The sequence below is a fragment of the Alteromonas sp. HB246098 genome (genome assembly GCF_054890645.1).
Window position 1 is genome coordinate 235,982 of sequence record NZ_JBTZUG010000005.1, and the last position, 25,590, is coordinate 261,571.

The following is a 25,590-nucleotide window of genomic DNA, read 5'->3' on the forward strand; positions in this document are numbered from 1 at the left end:
TTAAATTGCAACGGAATCGCTATGCAGTCAGAAAATAAATTCCAAAATTCAATAGATGTTGATGTAACGCACGCAAAAGTGCTATCACCTAAGCGTAACACGACCCAAGCCGAAACATCACAGGCTCTAGTGGAAGAGCAACTTTCACACTTCGGCATAAGTGCACAAAGCGACTATGGCAAGGCACTCGCCAATACGGCTCATCACTTGTACGGCGCTCAGGCCAGCGTTATGCAGCTTTGGGATATTACTAGTAACACGTTGCAAGAACTTGATAAAGAAGACAGGCTTGCCTATTTCAATGCTAAAAAGTTTTTGTCTTTTCAAATTGCTAAAATATTAGATACGCTGCAAAACCCGTTTAGAGCCACATACCAAAGCTTGTCGAGCGGCAACGGCTCACAAGGGCACTATCCGCTATTCGACAACGTCACAGCACTTTTTTCAGCAACGCCAGTGGTCGTAAGAACTGCAACCTATGTGTATGCCTGTACTGAATGGGTAGACGATGCTTTTCAAGGAAAAGAGTTCACCCATCAAATTTATTCGCGATTATTGAACCCTACCAACATCTCCCTTGCTAACGCAATTGTAGATATGGAAGCGGGCCCTTACGCAGCTGAATACTTGGCTTGGAATTTCAATTCGGGCATGGCGGCAATTGATGCCTGTTTATCGAACGTGCTGAGTCATGGCGATGTGCTCATTGTTTCTAGAAATGTATATGGTGGGGTGTATCAGCTGCTTCATGACTACTTTGCTCGCAGCAACCGCATGGATATTCAAATTGCATGGTTTGATGGTTATGACGCGCAAAGCTTTGCGTCATTTATGCAGCAAACAAAGGCCGAGCATGTCTCACGCTTAAACAATGGCGCAAGAATGCATGTGTATTTAGAGTCTCCATGTAACCCACATGGTTACGTACTGGACGTACCCGGAATATGTGAGTTAGCACACGCACAAAATGCGTTAGTTATGTTGGACTCTACGCTGGCTACGCCTGTGTTGCACCAACCGCTACAGCATAAAAACAAAGCTGCACGACCCGATTATGTAATTCACAGCTATACCAAAGATTTGTGTGGTAGTGGTGCGACCACGGCGGGTGTTGTGATAGGCGAGGGGCATCGCATGTTCCAGCCAAAAGGCAGCTCAGTAAACGGCGTGGACTGGTCTGAAACCATGTTCTGGGATGTGTATTACATTAAAGGTGCATTCCTAGATTCTGAAAAGGCGTTTGATGTATTGAACGGTATGAAGACCTTGGAACAGCGCATGATGACTAAGGTTATCAACACTCAAGTTTTCACCTCATTTCTAAATGCCCACGACCAAATTCGCGTTAACTGTCATGCGTTGCCTGAACACAGCAATGCAGGTTTGCGTGAGAAACAGCATACGCACGGCTGGCCTTGTACCTTATTCACCGTAGATATGGCGCCCGCGAATTTACCTCGCGACGTGTTTGTGCGCTTTTTCGATGCCCTAGAGCCGGCCTTTAGCCACCAAGTAAGCATAGGTCAAAACAATACGATTGTTTTGTGCCCAGCGTTAACGTCTCATTCAGAACTCAGTGGCGACGAACAGAAAAAAGCCGGAATAGAATTGACGACTATGCGTATTGCAATGGGTACAGACAATGTTAAGCAACTTATTGCTCACTTTATGCTGGCCGCCAAGCATTTTATCGAGCCACATGCGCCTGGTTTTTGTGAGAAGTTTATGGCAAACGCAGACATAGATAACTTGTATTTATCAGTAAGTGAGAGAGTAAGCTCACAGCATTTTGGCAGCAAGGCCAGTATGGATTCTTTGATGAAAGGAGGATAGGCGCACTTTTAGTTTAAGAAATTGTCTTGAACTGTCGATAAAACATATTGAGGATGTTCTCCTTCTCCCGGGCCTTTCCTTACGCGGGCTCGGGATTTTTTATTTGTGGCAAAGTTTAATAGCGATGATTAGCGAGTTTCTTTGCTATAAAGTAAAAAGACACTAAGACCCTTACCTTCACAAAATAACTAAGGCGGCTTTATGCACGAGTTTAAAATTGATGTAACGCTAGATGCATCATTGCCCTTTATTTTTGCAGCATTTCACGAGCCTGAGTATCTTTCAGAGTGGTTTGCACCAGGCGATTGTTCAGTCACACAGATTATGAGTGATTTCAAAGAAGGCGGTCACTATCGTATAAAGATGATGGATCCAAGTGGCATTGAAATGTCATTGACCGGTGAATACGTGAAAATTTTAGCCAACGAACAGTTATCGTTCTCTTGGGCGTGGGAAGATGATATGGAAGAATCGGTGATGACATCCGTAGATATTCACTTCGAAAAAACTGAAGAAGACAACGTAAGACTAGTTCTTATCCAACAGGGCTTTCTAAACAAGCAAGAGTGTGATCAGCACAACTTCGCGTGGATGTCGTGCTTGGAAAAACTTGCTGTTTTAGCCGCTAGAAAAAAATCGTTTAATTAACCACACCTCTGCTTTCACCAGCTTTTTGCAAGTTAGGAACAAGTTAGGCAATAGGGTTAGGCAAAGGGTTAGGTATAGGGATAGGCAAAGTTTAGGCCTGGTTGGGGCGTAGTACCAAGAGCGACGCGAATACATGGAGCACAGTGTTTGATTCCCACTGTTTGATAAGAGTTCAGTTGGCGCTAGACAAGGGCAGAGCGGTTTGCTCTGCCCATAGCCCGTTTAGGTCAGCGATGTCATCGCATCTTTTCCGCTTTTTTCCCGGTATGTGTCAAAGTCGTTATAGCCTTCTTCACCGCCTCCGTACCATGCCGACGGATCATCAAATGATGCCAGTGGGTAGTCGTGCTTAAAGCGAGTAGGTAGATCTGGGTTTGTGATCCAAGGTCTTCCAAAAGCAATCATGTCACCATCACCGTCAGATAAGCGCTGTTCCGCTTCTTCTTTTGTATAGCCGCAGTTACCCATTAACATACCGTCAAAAAGGGCCCTGAATTCTGCTAACGTCATGGCTTCACCACGTTCATGAAAGCCGAATGCTAGGCCATCCATTACGTGTAAATAGCCTATCTCTAGCTTATTTAGCTGCTGCGCCACATAAGTAAAGGTTTCTCGAAAGTCGTCAGCGCCCATGTCGTTAAATGCGCCATTTGGCGATAACCTTACACCGACATGCTCTTTTTCCCATACGCTCAGTACTGCGTCCATTACCTCGCTTAAGAAGCGATATCGGTTGTCTACACTACCACCATAATTATCGTGACGCTGGTTGCTGCGGCTATCTAAGAATTGGTTAATAAGATAGCCATTTGCCGCATGAACTTCCACACCGTCAAACCCTGCCGCCTTAGCGTTTATAGCGGCATTCTTGTAGTCATCTACGGTGCGCTTAATATCGTCAAACGTCATTGCTTTCGGTACTTCGTAAGGCTTTTTGCCCTTAGGCGTGTGAATCTCATCGCCTTCAATTTTTATAGCAGATGCTGAAAGAGGTAAATTACCGTTGTGAAAGTCGCTGTGAGATGCGCGCCCGGTGTGCCAGAGTTGAAGTACGATTTTTCCACCCGCTTCATGAACGCGGTTTACAATAGAACGCCAGCCTTCAACCATCTCGTCAGTGTAAATTCCAGGGGTATCAACCCAACCAATGCCTTCTTCTGATATGGTCGTTGCTTCAGTGATAATAAGCCCTGCATCTGCACGCTGAACATAGTGATCGCCCATAATTTTATTGGGTATGCGATCGGCGCCTGCCCTTCCTCTTGTCATTGGTGCCAATACCATGCGGTTTTGTAACGTATTACCTGCCCAATCGAACGAGCTGAAAAGTACTGAGTCTGTCATTCGTATTCCTTATTCAACGAAGAATAGATTGATGTTGAAGCGCTAGGCGTATTTGTGCTCAAAACGCTATGAGATAGTAGTGAATACAGAGATAGCGAGAAGTTGGATTTGTAGAAAGTTGCCCTTGAAACTAATTAAACACAACGGCAGGGAATGGCATCGGTTTGAAAAAAAGCGCCCGAAGGCGCTATGAAGTGTATTGCAGGGAGATTTAAAGTATCAAAGCCGCCAGGTTTACGTCGAACCTTAGGCCCAGAACAATCGCATCATCAAGTGCCAAGGCTCTGTCGCGCTGTGCGAATTGGTCGGGGTTGATAATGTAGTGAACGTTCGGCTGAATCCTTACGTGGTCGTTGAGTTGATAACCATAACTTAGCTCTAACATGGTTTGGCTGCTTGCTGGTGTACCAACCCCGCCGTTTATACTTCTTAATATACGCTGATCTTCTAGCGCTTCGTCACTGTACTGTTGACGGGTAAATACGAAGCCAATGGTATCGTTAGGGCGTGAGGCCAGTGTGCCTCGTAATACAAAGCCCGCTTTTATGTAGTAGTCTTCAATCAGCTCGCCCGATGTACCGGTTAGCACTGCACCGAATAGTGTTAACCCTTCTTTCGTTAGTGGGTTAGGACGAGTAACGGTTTGTTCAAAACGTGCGAATATACCTGAGCGACCGTTTCTAACGGCGTAATCATTGCCTGACTGCGCCGCATAGTTGCCCTCCTCATCAAAGACAGGGTCGGTGTAGTCTGCGCCGTCGTACCAACCGCCAATTTCATAGCGTCTTGGAAGGTCGTCATTGTCCCACGAAGTTTGATACCCCAGAGTGAAGGGCACAACAACACCTGTAGCCTCATTAGTCGCCCAATCGAAGCCGTGATCGCCTAAGTCTTGATGACTGGTGTTATCTTCATAGACGCCGGTATGAAAGTATGTTTTTTGCGAAAGCCAGTATTTCGCATGGCCACCCCAACTCGAAACCGGCCACCAAGTAAAGTTACTGGTTCTAAATACAAAGGTTGGGTTCCCACAAGCAGCATTGGTTTGAAAGTACTGACAAAGTTCAGATCCTAAAAAACTGATATTCGCTACTGTGCGGCCACCTTCCAGTTCTAAATCGCCATCTAAAAACGAGGAAGAGATCGTAAACCGTGCAAGACGGGTATTTTGTCCGCCAAAGATTTCTTGTACGGACGTACTGTTCCCAATGTAGTGCTCGGCTAAGTTTTTGCCGTGTCGGTTTGTCATGGCAATATGGATTTTGGTGTCTTTCCAGCCCGCTAGCGTATTCAAATCTAATTCCCCACCTACAAAGAGCTGACCAGCATAGGCACTGCCTCTGCGTTCACCACCGTCAATATTGGTGGCTGACTCACCCGTATAACTTGCTTGAAAGTCAAACGCGTCCTGAAACTTACTTTGTGATGCTGACGCAGTGGCGGCAACAATGGCGGAGCTTGCGAGGAGCGCTGTTTGCAAGCCTGTCTTACATCCAGAAAGGCAACGGATAACTGTAGGTATTTTCATCATTATTCTCTCAATCAAAATTGTTTATCAACCGCAGCTTGTTACGGGCGTGTGACTGATGACATCTACGCATTTGTTACTAACGTTCTGTCGAAACTAAATAAATCAGCGCTAGCTAACGTTACAACGAATTAACATAAGTTTGTTTTGAACGAAATCTAACTAACCTTTCAAGTTAAATCAACCTTGTTTATTTAACATTTTTTGCGAAATTGTGTATTTTTTATTAATTAAAGTGTCACGCGGCTTCAAAGCTTTTGGCTACAAGAAAAGTTCATTTTTAAATCTCTTGGTGTTTATAACTTGATGAAAATAATGCGGTTTTTTGTTTTTAATCGTGACTTAAAAGATGAACGTATATTTTTCTTTTTCCGACTTTCTACGCATAAAGTCTAATTTTTAACGAAAGTTAAAATAAATAAATTAAATTGATTTATTGACAGCGTTAGAGGGTGATGCTTAAATTGGTTAACTAATATTTTACAAGCGAAAGGCCGTTCTTATGAAAAACAACGCCCCTTTGGTTTCCAAAGACACATTGATTCCCTTTATATTGTTAACGATTTGCTTTGCTGCATGGGGTGTAGCTGCGAACATGACAGACCCTTTAGTAAAGGTATTTAGTAAAATATTTACTATGTCGTCTTTGCAATCGGCACTGGTTCAATTTGCCTATTATGGTGCGTATTTTTGCTTAGCCATTCCTGCTGCTTTTATTAACAAGCGCTTTTCTTATAAAACAGGTGTATTGACTGGTTTGGGTTGTGCCGCTGCTGGGGCATTTCTGTTTTATCCAGCCAGTCAAACCATGACTTACGGCTTTTTCTTAGCCGCACTTTTTGTACTAGCCGGTGGCTTATCCATTCTTGAAACGTCGGCGAACCCTTACGTCATGGCGATGGGAAATCAAAAGAGCGCGACGCGCCGTTTAAATTTAGCTCAAGCATTTAACCCTGTTGGTACTAATTTAGGTGTGTTTTTGGCTGCAACGCTTATATTGCCAAACCTGAATCAGGCAACTGCGCAAGAGCGTGCTGCCATGTCAGTAAGCGAGCTTAAAAACGTGATAGGGGCAGAACTTGACGCGGTAATGCTTCCTTATGTAGGTATGGCATGTGTACTAGTTTTGGTTTGGGTCGCAATATTCCTAATCAAAGCGCCAATTCAAGAATCGGTTGAGTCTAGTGTAGAAGACGTTAAGTTGGGCGCTTCGCTAAAGCGGTTAGTAGCCAATAGGCATTATCGGTTTGGCGTATTGGCTCAGTTTTTTAATGTTGGAGCACAAACGTGCGTATGGACCTTCACCATCCAATATGCAATGAAAGCGACGGGTGGCAACGAAGTGAGTGGTGGTGAAATATTACAATACAGCATGATCGTATTCTTAATCTCACGCTTTGTAATGACGTGGGCAATGCAGTATCTCTATCCTGCTAAGCTATTAATGATTATGTCGATGGTTGCCATGGCACTATGTATCTTCATGACACAGTCTCCTAATTTAGCAGGTGTAATCGCACTGGTTTCAATTTCTGCTTGTTTGTCGCTAATGTTCCCGACTATTTATGGTATTGCGCTAGAAGGGTTGGGGGAAGACACAAAGCTAGGTGCAGCTGGCCTTGTAATGGCTATCCTTGGGGGAGCCATTATGCCACTTTTCCAAGCTGCAATTATTGATAGCGCAGGGGTGGTCGTATCTTATGTTGTACCAGCCATTTGCTTCCTGCTTGTAGGTGGATACGGTTATTTCGACATGCGCGCAAAAAAGAGCAGCGTTAAACCTCAGGAAGATATTGATGCGAGCGCATTAAAAGATATGGAAATGGAAATCGCTAAGTAATACTTCTGAGGAAATGATATTAAAGGGCCCTTGATTGCATCAGGGGCCTTTTTTATGCTTTTTTAAATAGTGCCCCAAGTACTGTAGACCTGGATGCCCCCGTGACCTCGGGCACATTACCCGGAATGTCATTTAAAAATGCATACGCAAACCAGGCAAACGCGGCGCCTTCTACGTGCTGTGGATGTATGCCCAGCGCATAACTGTCTGCTACGGCATAGTCGCTCAAAGCGTTGTTCAAATAAGACATTAACGCTTTATTGAACGCGCCGCCGCCGCACACAATCACTTCGCTTTGTAACTTGGCATCACTTATTTTAGGTAGGTGTTTAATGATTTCTTGAGCGATAGTGCTGCCGGTGAGTGTTAGCAAAGTGGCTTGAACATCTTCTGGAGCTAAATTGTTGTTTTCTTCTTCGCTTTGCAGGTCTGCACTAGAGGGAAAGTAATCAGCAAGGGCGTTGCTTAACCAATCAATATTGAAATGCTCTCTACCTGTACTCTTAGGCGCGGGTAAAGAAAAGTAATTATCTAATAAAAACCTGCCTAGTAAGCCGTTATGGCATTGCCCTGCCGCGGCCCATTTCCCGTCTTTGTCGAAACTTTCATTTAAGTGCAGGCTTATCCATTGGTCCATCAAGGTGTTACCTGGCCCGGTATCAAACCCTCTAGGTGGTATTTTATCTTGCTTTGGCGCAAGCAATGAAATGTTTGCGATGCCGCCAATATTTACTAGCGCTCGATGTTTATTTTCAGTGGAGAAGACCGCATTGTGAAAAGCGGGCACCAGCGGCGCACCTTGTCCGCCCAACGCAATATCTTTACGCCTAAAATCGGCGATAACATCAATGCCGGTAAGCACGGCGATAGTGTTAGGGTCGCCAATCTGACAAGTGAAGCCCCGGATAGAAGGGCTGGAAAAATGGGCAGACATCACATCAGAGTTGGGGTAGTGACGCACTGTTTGACCATGGGAGCCAATGGCAGTGATATCTGACGCTTCAAGATTGTTTTTATCAAGTAACGCTAAAGTAACTTCTGAAAAGGCTTCAGCAACGAGTCTATCTGCAATGCCAAGCGTATTGAGCTCGTCAGGGCCTTCATTACATAAATCATTAAGCGCGTGAAGTAGTTCGCTAGGGTAGGGGATTGTATGTGCTGAAAGCGTTTCGCATGTTGTTGCAGTGATGTCGCATAGAACGGCGTCAACGCCGTCCATGCTTGTACCTGACATCAAGCCAATATATTTTGCCATAGCGCAACTATTTCATCGCGAGCATAATACGTTTGTTGTTATTGAGTTGCTGCTGACGAAGTTTTGCAATTTCCATAAATCTCTCTCGCTCTTCCTTTGCTATTGGTAAAGCTTTTGGCAGCTCTACAGTGCGTGGATTTCTATGCACGCCGTCTACCAAAAATTCATAGTGAAGATGTGCACCTGTCACCATGCCAGAACTTCCAAGGTAACCTACCGTTTGGCCCTGTTTAACGATGTCGCCCACTTTGACCGCACGTTTTTTAAAGTGAAGGTACTTAGTGGTGTATTTCTCGCCGTGCTGGATAAATACATGATGACCATTATATTTATCATAGCCTGCTTTGATAACTTTTCCATCGCCGGCGGCCATAATCGGTGTACCAACGGCTGCTACGTAGTCGGTACCTCGGTGCGCTTTCCAGCGTTTTTGTACAGGGTGAAAACGTGCTTTAGTGAAATTAGAGCTGACGTATCTGAAATTAACTGGCGCGCGCAAAAAGCTCTTGCGCATACTCCGACCTTCCGGGGTGTAGTAAGTACCATCCTCGTGAAGGATCGCACTAAACTGTTCGCCCTGGTTAGTAAACTCCGCTGCTACGATATCGCCGTAGCCCACGAACTCCCCATCAATGTATTGCTCTTCAAAAACAACGTTGAACGTATCGCCAGAGCGTATTTCCATTGCGAAATCTATGTCCCAGCCGAAAATACCTGCCAAATTCATTATTTGGTTGCTGGTAAGCCCAGCATCTCTCGCGGCATTCCAAAAGCTTGAGTGAATTTCACCTTGCGCAAAGTTGTAGCGAATATCTACATCGCGTTTTTCTAATTCAGCGACAAGACTGCTGTTCTCGTCAGTCGAATCCGGACGAACGAAAAGAGTTTCCGTTGAAGATAGCTTGTACTTTAATTCGCCGAAGCTACCGTCTTTGTTCGCTCTAAACGATAATTCGTCACCAGGCAATAAAGTAACAAGTGTTTTTGTTAGTTCACCAGCCTGAGTCACGTTGTAAACATCGCGCGATGTGAACCCTGCACGCTTAAACAGCTTTGCTAGGGTATCGCCACTTCGCACTTTATACGTTTGCCAAGTAGACTCTTCTTCATTCGAAAAAACGTCGGTTGACGGTGTAATGTTAAGATCTACAGGGTAGCGGACACCTGCGTCTAAGATATGTGCCTCTTGATGACGGCTAGCCTCTACAGACTCCGACGGCAAAAGGATAAGCCCGCCAAGAAACAAGCTTGCGATAGCAATGCCGGTTCTATGTTGCTTAGGTAAATTTTTATATAAATGTAGCGCTTTAGAAGCGTCTAATTTCTTTCTCATACTACAGCCCACCTGAGAAATGTTATGTGCACAACACTATTTCACATACGTTGCTTAAAAATGCAACTTTTCTCATTTTTTTGTTAGCGCAAATTGTTACACCCAATAGCTCTTAAACTCGCAATAACATAATGCGCTATCTAAATATCTCTGAATGTGAGGGGAAGGGCAGGAGCAAACCCTCCACCGCAGGGAAGCGGTGGCGGAGTGCCCATGGATGGGTTTACCGCGTGTTTGCGAAAGCCCTCTCCCCTCACATTCAGTTCAGCTTTATTCAATACACTAATTTCGCGTTCAAAGCTGTTGGGTTTAACAACATGACTGTTTGTAATCCGTTTTTTGACGCGCAAAGCTTTTAATGGTTCCGTTGTACGCGTAAAATGCCCGCCAATATTGAATGTACTGTTATGTAGAGTGTGATTAACAAATGAAAGATTGGCAAACAGCGCTAGCTGAGATTAAACGGGGCGTCGATGAAATACTCCCCGAAGAGGATTTAATTGAAAAACTAAAATCCGGCAAAACCCTAACCATTAAAGCGGGTTTTGATCCAACTGCGCCTGATCTACATCTTGGTCACACTGTGTTGATCAACAAGTTGCGTACATTCCAGCAACTAGGCCATAAAGTTGTTTTTCTTATTGGTGATTTTACTGGCCTAATTGGTGATCCTACAGGTAAAAATGTCACACGCAAGCCTTTAAGTAAAGAACAGGTATTAGAAAACGCTAAAACGTATCAAGAACAAGTGTTCAAGATCCTAGATGAAGATAAAACAGAAATTCGTTTTAACTCAGAATGGATGGACGGTCTTGGTGCGGCGGGCATGATCAAGCTTGCTGCAAGCCAAACCGTGGCTCGTATGCTAGAGCGCGATGATTTTAAAAAGCGCTACAACAACGGTCAGCCTATCGCTATCCACGAATTCCTTTATCCGTTGGTGCAAGGTTGGGACTCTGTAGCCCTTGAGTCAGATGTTGAACTAGGCGGTACTGACCAGCGCTTTAACCTGCTAATGGGTCGTGAGCTTCAAAAAGAGCAGGGACAAAAGCAACAGTCAATTGTGATGGTTCCGTTACTTGAAGGTTTAGACGGCGTTCAAAAGATGTCAAAGTCTTTGAACAACTACATTGGTATCACAGACGCGCCAAACGATATGTTTGGTAAAGTGATGTCTATCTCTGATGACTTGATGTGGCGTTACTACGACCTTATCAGCTTCCGTCCGTTAGAAGAGATAGCAGAGCTTAAGGCCCGCGTTGAAGGCGGTGAAAATCCGCGTGATATCAAAATCATGTTGGCAAAAGAAATTATCGCTCGTTTCCACGACGATGCTGCCGCTGAAGGCGCGCACCAAGACTTTATTCAGCGCTTCCAGAAAAATGCTATCCCTGATGACATGCCAGAGCTTGAAATAGCGCTAGGCGAAGAAGGAATTGCTATCGGCAATTTATTAAAAGAAGCAAGGCTTGTTGGTTCAACGTCAGATGCCATGCGCATGATCAAACAAGGCGCAGTTAAAATAAACGGTGACAAAGTAGAAGACACCCGTCTAGTAATTACTGAAAAAGGTGAAAACGTTTACCAAGTAGGTAAGCGCAAATTTGCCCGTATCACGTTAGCTTAACGCTTCACTAAGCTAGTATTGGAAAGCCCGCTTATTTAAGCGGGCTTTTTTTTGCCTACAATTCCAACATAGGAACGAAGCCGCCATAGATAAGGCGCTTACCGTCAAACGGCATGGGGTTTTCGCTTTCCTGCATTCTGGGGTCTTCCATCACTTTTTGCCATGCGGTATCACGCACTTCTTTTGATGGCCAAAACGCAATGGAAAACACCACGGTTTCATTTTCTTTGGCTTTTACCGCTAAAGGAAAAGAGGTTATCTCACCATCGGGTACATCGTCACCCCAAGCTTCAAGAATTTTAGTGGCACCATACTCTTTAAAAATATCGCCAGCGAGTTTGGCGTGCTCAATGTATAAGGCTTTATTTTCTGTGGGAACGGCTACGGCAAAGGCATCGATGTATGACATGAGGTGGCTCCGTCAGTGATTAGAATACTAACATAGCCTAAATAATGGACAGTGCGCAATGGTGAATACAGTAGACTTCTGTAAAAACTGACTAAGATTAACGCTCTGCGATTTTAGCCCACTGATATAAACCGTGCAGCGCTAGCCTTCTCGCCTTGGGAAACGGGTATGTTTTAAGTGGCGATTGATAAATTGGAAGAGATAAATCGACGTCGCTTGCGCCCATCATTCGTTGAGCGAGGCGCTGACCGGCAAAGGCGGCAAAGGAAACCCCTGAACCACAATAGCCCATAGCATAACCGATAGAATAAGCAGAACGGTTTGCGTTATTACTGCTCGCTTCACTGTTTACGAATATACGTGGCATGCTATCCAGCGAGACGCTCACCCAACCACTCCAAAAATAATCCATGGCTATACCGATAAGTGAAGGGAAGCTTTTTACCATAGCGCGGTATAAGCGCTTTTTCTCTGAAGTGTTATCTGCATCTTTGCCTTTTACTGCCCCACGACCGCCAAATAACAATCGACCATCTGGCAGCACACGGTAGTAATACTTCATCATCCGCGTATCCATAAAGCTCATGGGGGTGGTCAACCCGGTCGAAGCGCGTTGTTCCTTATTTAAAGGAGCGGTAACAAAAATGCTCGACTGTACTGGGAATTGCTTATTGTCTACGCTGTCGTGAAAGCGTTTGGGAGTATAGGCGTTAGTAGCAATGAGTATATGCTTAGCTAATACTGAGCCGCTTGGCGTGGTGACAAGAAACCCTGTTTTTTGCTTTTCGATGCGAATGGCAGGAGAGTCGTAAAAAAGCGTGGCGCCAAGTTCTTTAGCTACTCTTGCATATTCGCTTGCCAGCTTTAAAGGGTGTAAACATGCACCTTCAAGTTCAACACCACCGTAAGCCCCGTTTATACCAAAACGGGCGGCAACGTCTTTTGAAGAGAGGGGAGTGCTTGGTACATTGAACTTTGATGCTAGACGATTAGCAGTGGCGTATAGTTGCTCGGCTTGCTTGACGTTATGGGCCAATTTTAAATAAGGCCCTTCTACTAAACCGACCTGCATATCAAAGTCTGTAATACGCTTTTTAAGCAAATCTACGGCACCGTCAAACTCGGCCTGCATGCCCGTGGCGATTGTATGACCCCATTTATCTTCTATAGCGCTTAATGACAGTCTACCGCTTCCCGAAAGGATAAAACCGCCATTGCGCCCTGCACAGCCAAATCCAAGTGAGTTTGCGTCAAGTAGCGTAACGTCCTGCTTAGCTTGAGCAAGCGTAATTGCAGCAGACAAGCCGGTATAGCCACCCCCGATAACTAGGTATTCGGTATTTACCTTCTTGTTTAAAGGCGGCAGTGTTGGCACCTTATGCGTAGCATGCCAGTAGCTTTTGGGCGCGGGAAGCATTGATGAAACGCCGCGGGAAATAAGAGGATCGTAGGTCATAGAATAATATGGCTGTGAGCTTTTAGGTCAAGTTGGGCATTAGAATTGTAGTAGCATTTCCGCACCTTCGCATTCACAGTAGCCCTCACAAACTGGGCAATCATAGCCCTCGTGAATAGAAGCGTAACGCCATTTGTTGGCGTGTTTCTTTATCAATTGGCCACCATTTTTGGTGAAGTATTTAAATGCACTATTGCCCGGGCTTGCTAACCAAATATGCGCTAAACCCGCTTCTGCACCTTGCGCTTTCGCACATTCTATTGACTTGCTTAATAGCATACTGCCAATTCCACAACCCTGCATAGCGGGGTCTACGGTATTGCATTTGAAATAGCACACTGTATTTGAATCTACCGGCCACAAAGAAGGGCTGCACCATTCATCTGTTTTCCATTGAGTATGTGCAAAGGTCAGCCTGAAACCCACTACCTTATTTTTGTATAGTGCTACCCAACTAGCATTAATGTCGCCAATAAAGCTTTTAGCATAGTAGTCAGCTAGCAACTCGTTAGTGAGGTAGTTGTCACCATGTACGTAATTACCAAGAGAAATCACGCCTTGAAAAAATTCAGGCGCTAACTGCTCGTAAGTTATATCGCTTTGAACTAAATGATTCATGTGAGTGGTTGGCATCATGTTTTTTCTTTATGAGGGGCATTTTTCATCCCATCAAGGTGAACATCTAAGGCTTCTACAGAAATCAAAATCTCTCTTACCGACATCCACAATGAATACAGTAGTGACACTAAACTTGCCGCGAAAACCCAGTTTCCCACTTGTTGATAGGTGAGATAAATGGCCAACATTGAGACCACACAAAGAAAAAAGCTGCCCACCCCGGCTATCTGCATACGCTTAATCAGTTGAATGCGCAACCGAAGGTTTTTTATTTGCGCTTGAGTGTTGTCATCTTTCTCTTCTTTTGAAAAGTTTCGGATGATGGTCGCGAGGGTTAAAAAGCGATTGGTATAGGCTAGAAGCAATAAAGAAATTGCCGGAAATAACATAGCCGGAGTAGCAATATCTATTTTCATAGGTGTTTCATGCAATCGTCGAATAAAAGAAGTGTATCACAGGGGATGAGTTACACACAGTTATCAGCTAAGCGCTTGGTTTATAGAACATTGCGGAGTTTCTAGGGGCAAGCTGCTAGGCTACATTCTGTCTACTGTCATGCCTGCTGCGCTCCAGCCTAACATGTCGCCTTCTAAATGCATGACTTCAGAGAAGTCGAGTTCTTCTAACACTTTCATGGCGAGTTTAGCTCTTCTGCCAGAACGGCAGTAAATAATGATAGGTTTGTTTTTATGGTCTTCCAACTCACTAAGATATTCATTGATGTTCTCGTGGGGCATATTTACCGCGCCAGGAATATGACCATCGGCAAACTCTTTAGGTGAGCGAACATCAATAAGCAGCCAGTCGTTGTTAGCGACCCGTTCAATAAGATAAGGAGAAGCGGCAACAGAAGCTTGCGCCGTCGCTTTCGCTGTGCACTGAAGCGAAACAAATAATGCAACACTAACAACAACTAGAAAACCCGCAACAACAATCCGCATGAAAAGATGCTCTTACCTTCTTACTGATATTTTAGACTTAAGTATAACGCTTATGCGTTTTATTTAATACCTTCACATAATGATTTTAGTTCATTTATTAATCGTAGTGAAAAGCGGCTAGTGACATCCGGGTCGACCACAATAAGCGGTGCATCAAGAAACCCGCGATGAGCGCGCCAGAATACTTCTAGCTCTTCGTGTGAACTCTTGGAGGCGGCAATGAGTGCATGAGGTTGGCGAACTAGCACGTCTTTAACCGCTACTTGAGGGTAATCTATCGGGCTATCGTGAAATAGCGTTTGAGCCCCGCAAACATTTAATAGTTTATTTCCCCAGGCATGGGGGCCAATAGTAATAAGTGGCGCCGTCCATGAATAGTAGAACACCTGTTTGCGTGGCTCGTTATCGTATTTTAGTCTTAGGTTTTTTAACTCGCTAAGAAAGTCATTGGTGAGTTGGGTGGCTTTTTTTTGCGTGTTAGTAAGTGCGCCAAGCCTTTTTATTTCACCAGCAATATCTGTGATATTTCCGACCTTGCTGGTAAATACATTAAGCCCCATTGAAGAAAGTTTATGTATATCCTGAGGTTTGTTACCTCCATCCCAAGCAAGTATTAAATCTGGTTCTAACGCCACTATTGCCGCAATATCAGCACCTTGAAAATCGGCTATGCGTTGAATATTCTTGGCAGCTTCTGGATAGTCACTGTAGTCGCTTACACCTACAAGGTTTGAACCTAAACCTAAACTAAATGCCCATTCTGTAAGGTGTGGAGCAAGGCTAATTATTTTTAAGTCAGTAGTATTCGCCTTTGAATGTGCTGTTAAATCGTTAGAAGAAAGTTGATCTTCGTTGGTTACTTTTTTTAGCTCAGGGGTAGGCTCTTCTGCTGTGTTAGCATGCGTGAAAATAGGCGTTGAGCACAGCAGTAAAAAGGAAAAAGCGCTTAGTACGCGTAATGTTTTCATAGCGCAACGGCCATAGCTAACAGGGTTAATGATGCAAGTGCACTAGTTGCTATCATAGCTAATGTAACCGTGCTTTTAGCTTTTAACATGTGGGAATACTTAACGTCATTTACGCCTCCTACGCGGGCATATCGAATTTTCTTATTGGCATAAATTGCTGGTCCACCCAATTTTACATCTAACACACCACCCATGAGTGCCAGAAGTAGTGACGTTTTATCTTTTACTGGTGAGCGTTTTATAGCGCTAATGCCTTTTACGGGATGGCTAATTAACAAAGTTATAAGGCCACCAATAGCAGCGGGTGGAAGGGAAAGTAAATAAACCAGTTTACGAACAGGTTTGGCAAAGAGTGCCATACCAGGCGTGCGGTAGTGCCATTGCCACGATGTAAGCAAAAGTAACCGATAGATCAGTGCACCTATTGGCCCTGCAACCACAAAGTAAAAAATAACGCCGCAATACAGGTAAAGAAATTTAAGCCAAAGCGACTCAATCGCTGCTTTAGCAATACCAATATCTGTCAGAGAGTTACATTGACGTGCGGTAATGGTCTGAACCATTTCTCGTGCGAGAGACTTTTTGTTTCTGCCAACACTTGCCAGCACTTTTTTATACTGCTGACGCTGGTAGCCAAAATCGAGCAGCACGACAAGAATAATGGCTTCAAAGAAAACGGGGTACTGGGCCATATATACTAAAATGGTGATACAAACTACTAAAGGCGCAAGTAAGACTAGTGCGGCTAACGAACCCGAAATGTAGTGCTGAGATGGACCGAAGTCTCGTGATGGCACTACCTTACGCCCCATTTGCAAAACGAGGTAGCGCATAAGTGTTAGGGGGTGAGTACTTTGGGGCCAACGCCACAAGGCATCTACGGCAATAGCCAGCCAAAGTACCAATAGCGACTGATATTGCGGGTCGCTAATTACCTCTGTCATATTATTTTGCGAGGGCCTTGATCATTGCCATAACTAGCTGTGCAGAATGCTTAGCAGCAGTGTCTAAATATTCTTTGAAGCTTACTGACGATGTTTTTCCAGCAATATCTGATAACGAGCGAATCACAAGAAACGGTGTATCAAGCATATGACAGGTTTGACCGATAGCTGCGCCTTCCATTTCCACCGCTTTCATATCGGGGAAGTTTTCACGTAATTCCGCCACAGCTTCATCGCTCCCGATAAAAGCATCACCGGTGCAAATCAAGCCCGTTGTCGATTGCAATGAGGAAATCTCTGCAGCTGCACTACGCGCTGTTTCCATTAATGCGGTATCACAGCGAAAATCTTCAGGCATACCTGCACATTGACCAAGCTTGTAACCAAAATGAGTTAAATCGGCGTCGTGGTGAATAACGTGACTTGCAATAACTAAGTCACCAATATTCAAATTTTTGTCGAAACCACCAGCAGAGCCTGTATTCACGACAGCATCAGGAGCGTACTGTTCAATCAATACAGTGGTAGCGATAGCAGCTGCCACTTTACCAATGCCGCACTTAACTAACACCACTTCCATGTCGTTAAGTGTGCCTTCATAAAATGTAAGGTGTTTCCACTTTGTCTCTTTTACATTCCAAAGCGATGCTTTAAGTAGCGCAACTTCTTCATCCATTGCGCCTAAAATACCAATTTTGTTCATAACTCTACCGACGGTGTTGAGGGAATTTAACGCGTGAATACGCTGTTGAATGCACTAATTGTATAAGGAAAATAGAGAAACTGACAGAAAAATGCCTTTGTTACCGCTATTTGAGAGTAAGAAAACAGTAAAGTAACAAAGGCTAGGGGAAGCTTAAATTAACCCTATCAGGCAGCAGCTGGTCTGCTTGAACGTACTGGACGGGTAGGGCGCTTGGGTGGTTCTGGGTTGTGCGTAGGTAACTGTGCCATTTTATTTTGTAAACGACGATAAGGAATAAGTTTGTTTTCTAAGCACTCGCGAATATCGTCAACCGTGTAGCCAGATTTAACTTTAATCCTAGCGTGCGGAAGGCCTGCAGCATCTAAAGCGCCCGTTACAAACCAATCTTTTTGCGTTTTATAGCCTTCTTTCCCTTGGCTGTGAACCAAATCGATAGCCATAACAGGGCTCATATCTTGTTTATCGACCAGTACAAAGTCGAGTTGTCTGCTAGATGCTCTGCTAAGTGCTTGGCTTGCTGTCTTCTTGTTGGCTGATTGACGTACTGATACCAGGTCATTAAGGCGTACGCGGCACACTATTCTAAACTCTCGACCCATGGCCTGTTCAATAAGGTTTAAAAAAGTATGCTCTACCGGAGTGAACAGTTGTGCTTTTCGCCTAAATGGAAATGCCACTCCACCGTCTGACAACTTTATGGCACCTAGTGCAACGACTATAAGTAACATCATTAAAATAATTGCCAATTCCATCGTAACCCTCGCAAATATCAATAGAAAAAGTCATGACACGAGTAACTGAAGGTCAGCCTAGCCCAGTATATAGTTTAGCGGCATGAACTTTGTTTACGGCATAGGCGTCATAAAAATGACGCTTACTGCTGTCATGAAGTAGTTATTGATGAAATTGCAAAGCGGGTGCCAACATGAACTATTTCGCTAGCAAACTTAACCTAGTTTCTAGTGGGTTTTTGAGGTGACCAGAATATCGACTTGAGAGCCCGCGTTATCAGGGCTTATTATGACTCTTATTGTTTTATCTTCTGATGAAAGCAGAGTACGGCCCCTAACAGGGGAATGAGACTTTAACGATGGATGGGCTGTTTCATAAACGCCGAGTATTTCGTTAGGCGTGCGTGGTGAGTGGTAAACCATCACAGCTGACGTGTCTTTTTCAAAGGCTTGGCACTGTCTTGCATCATCAGAGATTTTCACCTGCTGAAACTCGGCTGGGCACGACACAATAGTAGGTTGGCTTAAAGACGGCATCGCATCCTGGTTATTTTTTTTCTCATTAATTTGGGCTTTCAACGAAGAATCTACGGAAAGGGTGTCTGCAAAACAGGCACTTCCAGCGGCTGAGGCTAATGCTAAACAAAGTGAAAATGTCCAAGTGTTTACGTGCTTCATAGGTAGGTTCTTCATCCAGTGGGCGATATTCTTTATTTATTTTTACGATACTAGAGGCGTTATTCTTTTGCTTCAACTAAACCTTGGTCTATTAAGGTATGTAAGAAGAGCTTTTCGTATCTTCTGGGACGTGTAAAACAAAAAAGCTCGATAGCGAGGCTATCGAGCTTTTAATAACAGAGAATATTCGCGAAGGTTAAACGCCAATATAATCCATGATACCTTCGGCAGCCTTACGGCCTTCGTCGATAGCGGTAACAACTAGGTCACTACCACGCACCATATCACCACCAGCAAAAACTTGTGGATGTGAAGTTTGGAAGGCAAACTTACCCGCAGAAGGGGCACGTACGCGACCTTTTTCATCAAGCATAATGCCGAAGTCAGCAAACCATGGCGCAGGGCTGGGCTGGAAGCCGAAGGCGATAATTACCGCGTCAGCTTCTAGTACGTGCTCTGAACCTTCTACTTCAACAGGACGGCGACGACCATTTACATCTGGCGGCCCCATTTCGGTTTTAACGAACTTAACGCCACAGGCTTTTCCGTTTTCATCAACGGCTATATCAAGAGGCTGTAGGTTGAATTTAAACTCAACGCCCTCTTCTTTAGCGTTAACCACTTCGCGGCGTGAACCAGGCATACTTTCTTCGTCACGACGATATGCACAGGTTACTTTTGCAGCTTCTTGACGAATTGAGGTGCGTACACAGTCCATGGTGGTATCACCACCACCTAGCACAACAACACGCTTGCCTTTCATGTCAACAAAATCAGCAGGATCTTTTTCAAGACCCATTACGCGATTGGTGTTGGCTATAAGGAAAGGAAGTGCATCATATACGCCTTCAACGTGTTCGTTGTCAAAGCCGCCTTGCATTGACTTGTACGTACCCATGCCTAAGAAAACGGCGTCGTACTTATCGATTAAGTCCTGGAACTGTATGTCTTTACCAATCTCAGTGTTAAGTACGAACTCAACACCCATCTCGGTAAAGATTTGGCGGCGTAACTTGATAACATCTTTCTCTAGCTTGAAAGACGGGATCCCGAATGTTAACAGGCCACCAATTTCTTCGTATTTATCGTAAACAACAGGTTTAACGCCGTTACGAACTAGAATATCAGCACATGCCAGACCTGCAGGACCTGCACCTACAATTGCCACTTTTTTGTCGGTCCATACCACGTCAGACATATCTGGGCGCCAGCCCATTTTGAATGCGGTATCAGTAATGTACTTTTCAATACTACCGATAGTTACCGCACCAAAATCGTCATTCAGCGTGCACGCTCCTTCGCAAAGTCTGTCTTGTGGACATACGCGACCACATACTTCCGGCAGGCTGTTGGTTTTATGAGAAAGTTCCGCTGCTTCTAGAATACGGCCCTCATTTGCCAAGCTTAACCACTGAGGAATGTAGTTGTGCACGGGGCACTTCCATTCACAATACGGGTTACCGCAGTCCAAGCAGCGATCCGCTTGGCCTTCGGTTTGAGATTGGCTCAGCGGCTGATAGATTTCCGCGAACTCTTGTTTACGTACCATGATCGGCTTTTTAGGCGGATCGATACGTTCAACATCGACAAATTGATATACGTTCTTTGCCATAAACTAAATCCTCCTACTGAGCCTGAATGCGTAATTCAGCACTTGAACGACTGATGTGACCAAGCAAGTTTTTCACATCACTGGTTTTTGGCTTAATAAGCTTAAAGCGTTTCAGCGTTGCGGCGAAATCAGTAAGCAGTGACAACGAGTGCTCGCTTCCTGTTTCTTCGTAATGCTGATTAATTAAGCCACGTAAGTGCTCAGCAAGAATCGCTTTGTCTTCAATAGGCATAACATCAACAAGCTCGGCGTTTACACGGTTATCAAGGTCGTCGCCATCATCCATAAGATAAGCAAAACCACCTGTCATACCTGCGCCGAAGTTCACGCCAACCGGACCAAGTACGGCAATAATACCGCCAGTCATATATTCACAGCCGTTATCGCCAATGCCTTCCACTACTGCGATAGCACCTGAGTTACGTACGCCAAAACGTTCACCAGCGCGGCCAGCAGCAAGCAATTTACCGCCTGTTGCGCCGTAAAGGCAGGTGTTACCCATAATGGCGCTATCGTGGGCGTCATACGAGATATCGCGCGGCGGGTGGATAACAAGCTTACCGCCAGTCATCCCTTTACCTACGTAATCGTTGGCATCGCCTTCAAGGTGCATATGTAGGCCACCAGCGTTCCATACGCCAAAGCTCTGGCCCGCTGTACCGGTAAGTTCAACCTTAATAGGTGTATCTTCAAAGTCGTGATTACCGTGATGTTTAGCAATTTCACCTGATAGCAGAGCGCCGACAGAGCGATCCGTATTGCGGATTGAATATTTAAGGGTAATAGGTTTACCGTCAACAACCGCTTGCTGCCCGTCTTTAAGCATCTGCGCGTTCAATTCACCTTTATCGACAGGCGCGTTAGTCGTTTGTGAGCAGAATAAGCGCGTATGGTCGCCCGCTTTAGGCTGCGCAAGTAGTGGCGACAGGTCCAAGCGATTCTGTTTAGCAGTAATGCCGTCTAGTACTTTAAGTAGCTCTGTGCGGCCAACTAAGTCGTCGAACTTAGCAACACCCATAGATGCCATGATTTCACGTACTTCCTGAGCGATAAATTTAAAGTAGTTCATCACCATGTCAGGTAAGCCAATAAAGTGATCGTCACGCAGCTTTTGATCTTGCGTTGCTACACCGGTCGCACAGTTGTTTAGGTGGCAAATACGTAGGTATTTACAACCAAGCGCTACCATTGGACCTGTACCAAAACCAAAGCTTTCTGCGCCTAAAATACCTGCCTTAACTACATCAAGACCGGTCTTCAAACCACCGTCGGTTTGAACGCGTACTTTATGACGCAAGCCGTTTTCAATAAGTGCTTGTTGCGTTTCAGACAAGCCCAGTTCGAACGGACTACCTGCATACTTAACAGACGTTAATGGGCTTGCTCCTGTACCGCCGTCGTAGCCTGAAACGGTAATAAGATCGGCATAAGCTTTTGCTACACCTGTTGCGATCGTACCTACACCCGGCTCGGATACCAGCTTAACCGATATAAGTGCCGTTGGATTAACCTGCTTCAAATCAAAAATTAGCTGAGCCAAATCTTCAATTGAATAGATATCGTGGTGCGGTGGTGGTGAAATAAGGGTTACACCTGGCACAGAGAAACGAAGTTGTGCGATGTACTTATTCACTTTATCACCAGGTAGCTGACCACCTTCACCCGGTTTAGCTCCTTGCGCTACTTTAATCTGGATAACGTTAGCGTTAACCAAATAGTGAGGTGTTACACCGAAGCGACCTGACGCAACCTGCTTAATTTTAGAATTCTTTTCAGTACCAAAGCGAGAAGGGTGTTCACCACCTTCCCCTGAGTTAGATTGTCCGCCCAGGCGGTTCATGGCTATCGCCAGTGCTTCGTGCGCTTCCGGGCTTAGTGCACCAATTGACATCGCCGCAGTATCAAAGCGTGGGAATAAGTTTTCCGGTGCTTCAACTTCGCTAATATCAATAGGGTCGCAATTAGGATTAATAGCTAGCAAGTCGCGAATGTGCGCAGGCGCACGCTCGTTAACAAGCTTGGCGTATTGCTGGTAATCGTCGTAGTTACCCGACACCACCGCTTTTTGAAGCGTGCTGACCACGTCTGGGTTATAGGCGTGATATTCGCCACCGTGAACGTATTTAAGTAAACCGCCATGGTCTACAGATTTGCGTTTAAGCCAAGCAATTCGGTTAAGGTTCACAAGGTCCTGATGGAAATCATCAAAGCCCGCACCTTGAATGCGTGAAGTCACACCTTTAAAGCAAAGGTTCATTACTTCATTGTTTACGCCCACCGCTTCAAACAGCTTAGAGCTACGGTAGCTTGCAACTGTGCTTATACCCATCTTAGACATGATCTTATACAAGCCTTTGTTGATACCCTTACGGTAGTTCAACGTGGCCTGCATAGGAGAAATATCCAGCTCACCTTTTTCGCAAAGCTGCTCGATAGTTTCGTAGGCTAGGAATGGGTAAACCGCAGTGGCACCTAAGCCGATAAGGACCGCAAAGTGATGCGGATCGCGGGCACTTGCTGTTTCAACAACAACGTTCGCGTCACAGCGCAATGACTTTTCAACAAGACGGCGCTGTACCGCACCCACCGCCATTGCTGCTGGGATAACCAAACGGTTTTGTTTAATGTTTCTGTCAGACAGAATAACAAATGCAGCACGTTTATTCTTAACTAGCATTTCCACTTCGTTGCACACGCGTTCAATGGCTTTCTTCAAGCCTTCTTGCGGTGCGTATTGAAGCTCTACAACCTCTGAATAATAGTTGTCAGGGTTAAATTCACGTAGCTGCTTAAGATCGGTATACATTAATATAGGCGAGTCGAACAACACGCGGTCAGCGTAACCAGAAGTTTCGCTAAAGACGTTCTGCTCGCGGCCAATACAGGTTGCCAACGACATAACGTGGTTTTCACGTAACGGGTCGATAGGCGGGTTAGTAACCTGCGCAAACTGCTGACGGAAGTAATCGTAAACGGTACGCTGGCGCGATGACATAACCGCCATTGGCGTGTCGTCACCCATTGAACCAACGGCTTCTTGACCGTCTTTTGCAAGCACTTTAACCACTTGCTGGATTTCTTCGTAGCTGTAGGCGTGTAGCTTGTGATATACCGCCATGGCATCATCGTCAAACACGCGTTTGCCAATTAGCGAGGCATCAAGCTGCTCGATAGGGGTCAAACGACGAATGTGTTTTTCTAGCCACTCTTTATATGGATGACGCGCTTTCAAGTCGTCATCAATTTCCGTAGAACGCCAGATTTTGCCCGTGTAAGTATCTACAGCAAGCATTTCACCTGGACCTACACGGCCTTTTTCAATAACGTCAGCTTGCTCGTAGTCCCAAATACCCACTTCTGAGGCAAGAGTAATAAACCCATTTTTGGTAATAACGTAGCGAGCTGGGCGTAGGCCATTTCTATCTAGGTTACAGGCAACATGACGGCCATTCGTTAATACGATGCCGGCAGGGCCATCCCATGGTTCCATGTGCATCGAGTTAAACTCGTAAAATGCACGAAGGTCATCATCCATGGTTTTGTTATTTTGATATGCAGGTGGAACAAGCAAACGCATAGCACGGAATAAATCCATACCACCGGCTAAGAATAGCTCTAGCATGTTATCCAATGACGATGAGTCTGAGCCTTCAGTATTTACAAAAGGTGCAGCGTCTTTAAGGTCGGGGATAAGCGGCGTTGAAAACTTAGCGGCACGTGCCATCGCCCAGTCGCGGTTACCTTTAATAGTGTTAATTTCACCATTATGCGCAAGGAAACGGAAAGGTTGGGCTAGAGGCCAGCGTGGTAAAGTATTCGTTGAAAAGCGTTGGTGGAAAACGCAGATAGCGCTTTGCATACGCTCATCGGCAAGATCGTGATAAAAGGCGGGTAAATCTTTTGGCATTACCAAGCCTTTATAGATCGTTACTAAGCCTGACAAGCATGCTACGTAAAAATCTGGATCTGCTTCTAGTCGCTTTTCAGCACGGCGACGGATCATATACAAACGACGCTCTAGGTCGCGTTTTCTCCAGCCCGCTGGAGCGTTCACAAAAACCTGTTCGATTTGTGGAACGCCTGTAAGCGCTAATTCACCCAGTACTGAGCGGTCGACAGGCACTTCGCGCCAACCCACTACTGAAAGTGTTTCTTTTTCAAGTTCTTCATTAAGTACTTCACGCGCAGTCTGCGCAAGTACCGGGTCCTGACTTAAGAAAATCATGCCCACGCCGTATTTTTTGCTGAGTTTCCAGCCATTTTCTTCGGCGATTGCATGGAAGAACGCATCCGGTTTCTGCAGTAATAAACCACAGCCGTCACCGGTTTTCCCGTCGGCGGCGATACCGCCACGATGCTGCATACGGTCAAGACCGTGTATAGCAGTAGTTACCAATTCGTGACTGGCTTCCCCATGAGTGTGAGCGATTAAGCCAAACCCACAGTTGTCCCGGGAATCATTGGGATTATATAAACTCATCTCTTAACTCCTTCAACCTTTTGACTGGGCAAGGTATGCGTTGCGTGTAGATGCGCCTAGGTTTGCGTATCACAACATTATTAGACGTCTTTTAAACCAGCGAGCGGTATTGCTCGCGGCATGCGCCTTTCTTGTCGTTATTTATTATTAGAGGATTCCAGTCGTTTCCGCATTTTTATGCATTATTGCTGTGCGGGCCGTACAAAATACCCACATTGAAAAATAAAATCAAACGCTAAAAATTTAAGGTTTATAGAGAATTGGCATAAATACAAATAAATGTATTGAATTCATTTACTTATAGTGTGTCTTTTAGGTTTGTAACAAAAATGTTATCAGCAGATAAAAATGATAAGTTTCAACGTGGCAAATGGTATTGGTTCTCATTCGCTTTTTTAAAGTGAATAATTATGCTTTAAGGTTGTTGATTTATGTTGTCAAATGCCTTTTGTCTGTATTTTTATTAAATCGTAAAGTTATGGTTCCACTCATATAAGTAGTTTGCTATATTGGTTAAAAATTATTCGTATGTAAGGTTGTGCCTCACTTGATAGGACATTCGTGTAATTTTCACGAGCGCATTAGCGTTAGTTAGAGAATAAAAATTCACTGAAAGCACATGCTACCAAGTCAGTGAGG

At 44.9% G+C, this 25,590-nt stretch carries 20 protein-coding genes; 4 read left to right on the forward strand and 16 right to left on the reverse strand.

The window, feature by feature from the left end; translation table 11 throughout:
* Nucleotides 1-21 precede the first annotated feature (21 nt).
* Both ACYTPF_RS12775 and ACYTPF_RS12780 read left to right on the forward strand, forming a co-directional pair.
* Entirely contained in the window at nt 22-1,833 is a 1,812-nt protein-coding gene (locus ACYTPF_RS12775) for a trans-sulfuration enzyme family protein (RefSeq protein ID WP_461852474.1), read from the forward strand.
* A 201-nt stretch (nt 1,834-2,034) separates the two neighbouring features.
* On the forward strand, nt 2,035-2,481 hold the full coding sequence (locus ACYTPF_RS12780) for an SRPBCC family protein (protein WP_461852475.1): 447 nt from the start codon (nt 2,035-2,037) through the stop codon (nt 2,479-2,481).
* 222 nt (nt 2,482-2,703) lie between these two features.
* On the opposite strand, the gene ACYTPF_RS12785 is transcribed toward ACYTPF_RS12780, so the two are convergent.
* Nucleotides 2,704-3,825, reverse strand: a complete 1,122-nt coding sequence (locus ACYTPF_RS12785) for an alkene reductase (protein WP_461852476.1) — start codon at nt 3,823-3,825, stop codon at nt 2,704-2,706.
* A gap of 211 nt (nt 3,826-4,036) precedes the next feature.
* On the reverse strand, nt 4,037-5,353 hold the full coding sequence (locus ACYTPF_RS12790) for a carbohydrate porin (protein WP_461852547.1): 1,317 nt from the start codon (nt 5,351-5,353) through the stop codon (nt 4,037-4,039).
* Nucleotides 5,354-5,855: 502 nt separating this feature from the next.
* Between ACYTPF_RS12790 and fucP the strand changes: the two genes are divergently transcribed.
* Nucleotides 5,856-7,193 carry an L-fucose:H+ symporter permease gene (fucP, locus tag ACYTPF_RS12795; protein WP_461852477.1) on the forward strand — a complete coding sequence of 446 codons (1,338 nt, stop codon included), beginning with the start codon at nt 5,856-5,858 and terminating at the stop codon, nt 7,191-7,193.
* Nucleotides 7,194-7,245: 52 nt separating this feature from the next.
* Here fucP and ACYTPF_RS12800 read toward each other — a convergent pair whose 3' ends face one another.
* Both ACYTPF_RS12800 and ACYTPF_RS12805 read right to left on the reverse strand, forming a co-directional pair.
* Complete coding sequence (locus ACYTPF_RS12800) at nt 7,246-8,448, reverse strand: anhydro-N-acetylmuramic acid kinase (protein ID WP_461852478.1); 1,203 nt, start codon at nt 8,446-8,448, stop codon at nt 7,246-7,248.
* 7 nt (nt 8,449-8,455) lie between these two features.
* Nucleotides 8,456-9,781, reverse strand: coding sequence for an OapA family protein (locus ACYTPF_RS12805; RefSeq protein ID WP_461852479.1), 1,326 nt, complete (start codon nt 9,779-9,781; stop codon nt 8,456-8,458).
* Nucleotides 9,782-10,208: 427 nt separating this feature from the next.
* Between ACYTPF_RS12805 and tyrS the strand changes: the two genes are divergently transcribed.
* Nucleotides 10,209-11,408, forward strand: coding sequence for a tyrosine--tRNA ligase (gene tyrS, locus ACYTPF_RS12810; RefSeq protein WP_461852480.1), 1,200 nt, complete (start codon nt 10,209-10,211; stop codon nt 11,406-11,408).
* 55 nt (nt 11,409-11,463) lie between these two features.
* Here the strand turns inward: tyrS and ACYTPF_RS12815 are convergent, their stop codons facing one another.
* From ACYTPF_RS12815 to gltB, 12 genes are all read right to left on the reverse strand, one after another.
* A complete protein-coding gene (locus tag ACYTPF_RS12815; protein WP_071969533.1) occupies nt 11,464-11,817 on the reverse strand; it encodes a DUF1428 domain-containing protein in 354 nt (117 codons plus the stop codon).
* A gap of 97 nt (nt 11,818-11,914) precedes the next feature.
* On the reverse strand, nt 11,915-13,273 hold the full coding sequence (locus ACYTPF_RS12820) for an NAD(P)/FAD-dependent oxidoreductase (RefSeq protein ID WP_461852481.1): 1,359 nt from the start codon (nt 13,271-13,273) through the stop codon (nt 11,915-11,917).
* Between the two features lie 39 nt (nt 13,274-13,312).
* The gene (locus ACYTPF_RS12825; RefSeq protein ID WP_461852482.1) at nt 13,313-13,909 is read right to left on the reverse strand and encodes a GNAT family N-acetyltransferase; all 597 of its coding nucleotides are present in this window, start codon (nt 13,907-13,909) and stop codon (nt 13,313-13,315) included.
* A complete protein-coding gene (locus ACYTPF_RS12830) occupies nt 13,906-14,307 on the reverse strand; it encodes a DUF2721 domain-containing protein (RefSeq protein WP_071952535.1) in 402 nt (133 codons plus the stop codon). The genes ACYTPF_RS12825 and ACYTPF_RS12830 overlap by 4 nt, the downstream gene beginning before the upstream one ends.
* Nucleotides 14,308-14,427: 120 nt before the next feature.
* A complete protein-coding gene (locus ACYTPF_RS12835) occupies nt 14,428-14,832 on the reverse strand; it encodes a rhodanese-like domain-containing protein (protein ID WP_179984381.1) in 405 nt (134 codons plus the stop codon).
* Between the two features lie 59 nt (nt 14,833-14,891).
* Nucleotides 14,892-15,800 (reverse strand): cobalamin-binding protein, encoded by a 909-nt coding sequence (locus tag ACYTPF_RS12840; RefSeq protein WP_461852483.1) that lies wholly within the window; start codon nt 15,798-15,800, stop codon nt 14,892-14,894.
* Nucleotides 15,797-16,744, reverse strand: a complete 948-nt coding sequence (locus ACYTPF_RS12845; RefSeq protein ID WP_461852484.1) for a cobalamin biosynthesis protein CobD/CbiB — start codon at nt 16,742-16,744, stop codon at nt 15,797-15,799. Before ACYTPF_RS12845 ends, ACYTPF_RS12840 begins: the two co-directional genes overlap by 4 nt.
* A gap of 1 nt (nt 16,745) precedes the next feature.
* The gene (locus ACYTPF_RS12850; RefSeq protein WP_179984378.1) at nt 16,746-17,447 is read right to left on the reverse strand and encodes a 5'-methylthioadenosine/adenosylhomocysteine nucleosidase; all 702 of its coding nucleotides are present in this window, start codon (nt 17,445-17,447) and stop codon (nt 16,746-16,748) included.
* A gap of 167 nt (nt 17,448-17,614) precedes the next feature.
* Complete coding sequence (locus ACYTPF_RS12855; protein ID WP_461852485.1) at nt 17,615-18,202, reverse strand: DUF2726 domain-containing protein; 588 nt, start codon at nt 18,200-18,202, stop codon at nt 17,615-17,617.
* Between the two features lie 207 nt (nt 18,203-18,409).
* Nucleotides 18,410-18,859, reverse strand: a complete 450-nt coding sequence (locus tag ACYTPF_RS12860; RefSeq protein WP_461852486.1) for a hypothetical protein — start codon at nt 18,857-18,859, stop codon at nt 18,410-18,412.
* A 196-nt stretch (nt 18,860-19,055) separates the two neighbouring features.
* Nucleotides 19,056-20,471 carry an FAD-dependent oxidoreductase gene (locus ACYTPF_RS12865; RefSeq protein ID WP_461852487.1) on the reverse strand — a complete coding sequence of 472 codons (1,416 nt, stop codon included), beginning with the start codon at nt 20,469-20,471 and terminating at the stop codon, nt 19,056-19,058.
* Nucleotides 20,472-20,484: 13 nt separating this feature from the next.
* Nucleotides 20,485-24,951: a glutamate synthase large subunit gene (gltB, locus tag ACYTPF_RS12870; protein WP_461852488.1), complete on the reverse strand. Its 4,467-nt coding sequence runs from the start codon at nt 24,949-24,951 to the stop codon at nt 20,485-20,487.
* Between the last annotated feature and the right edge of the window lie 639 nt (nt 24,952-25,590).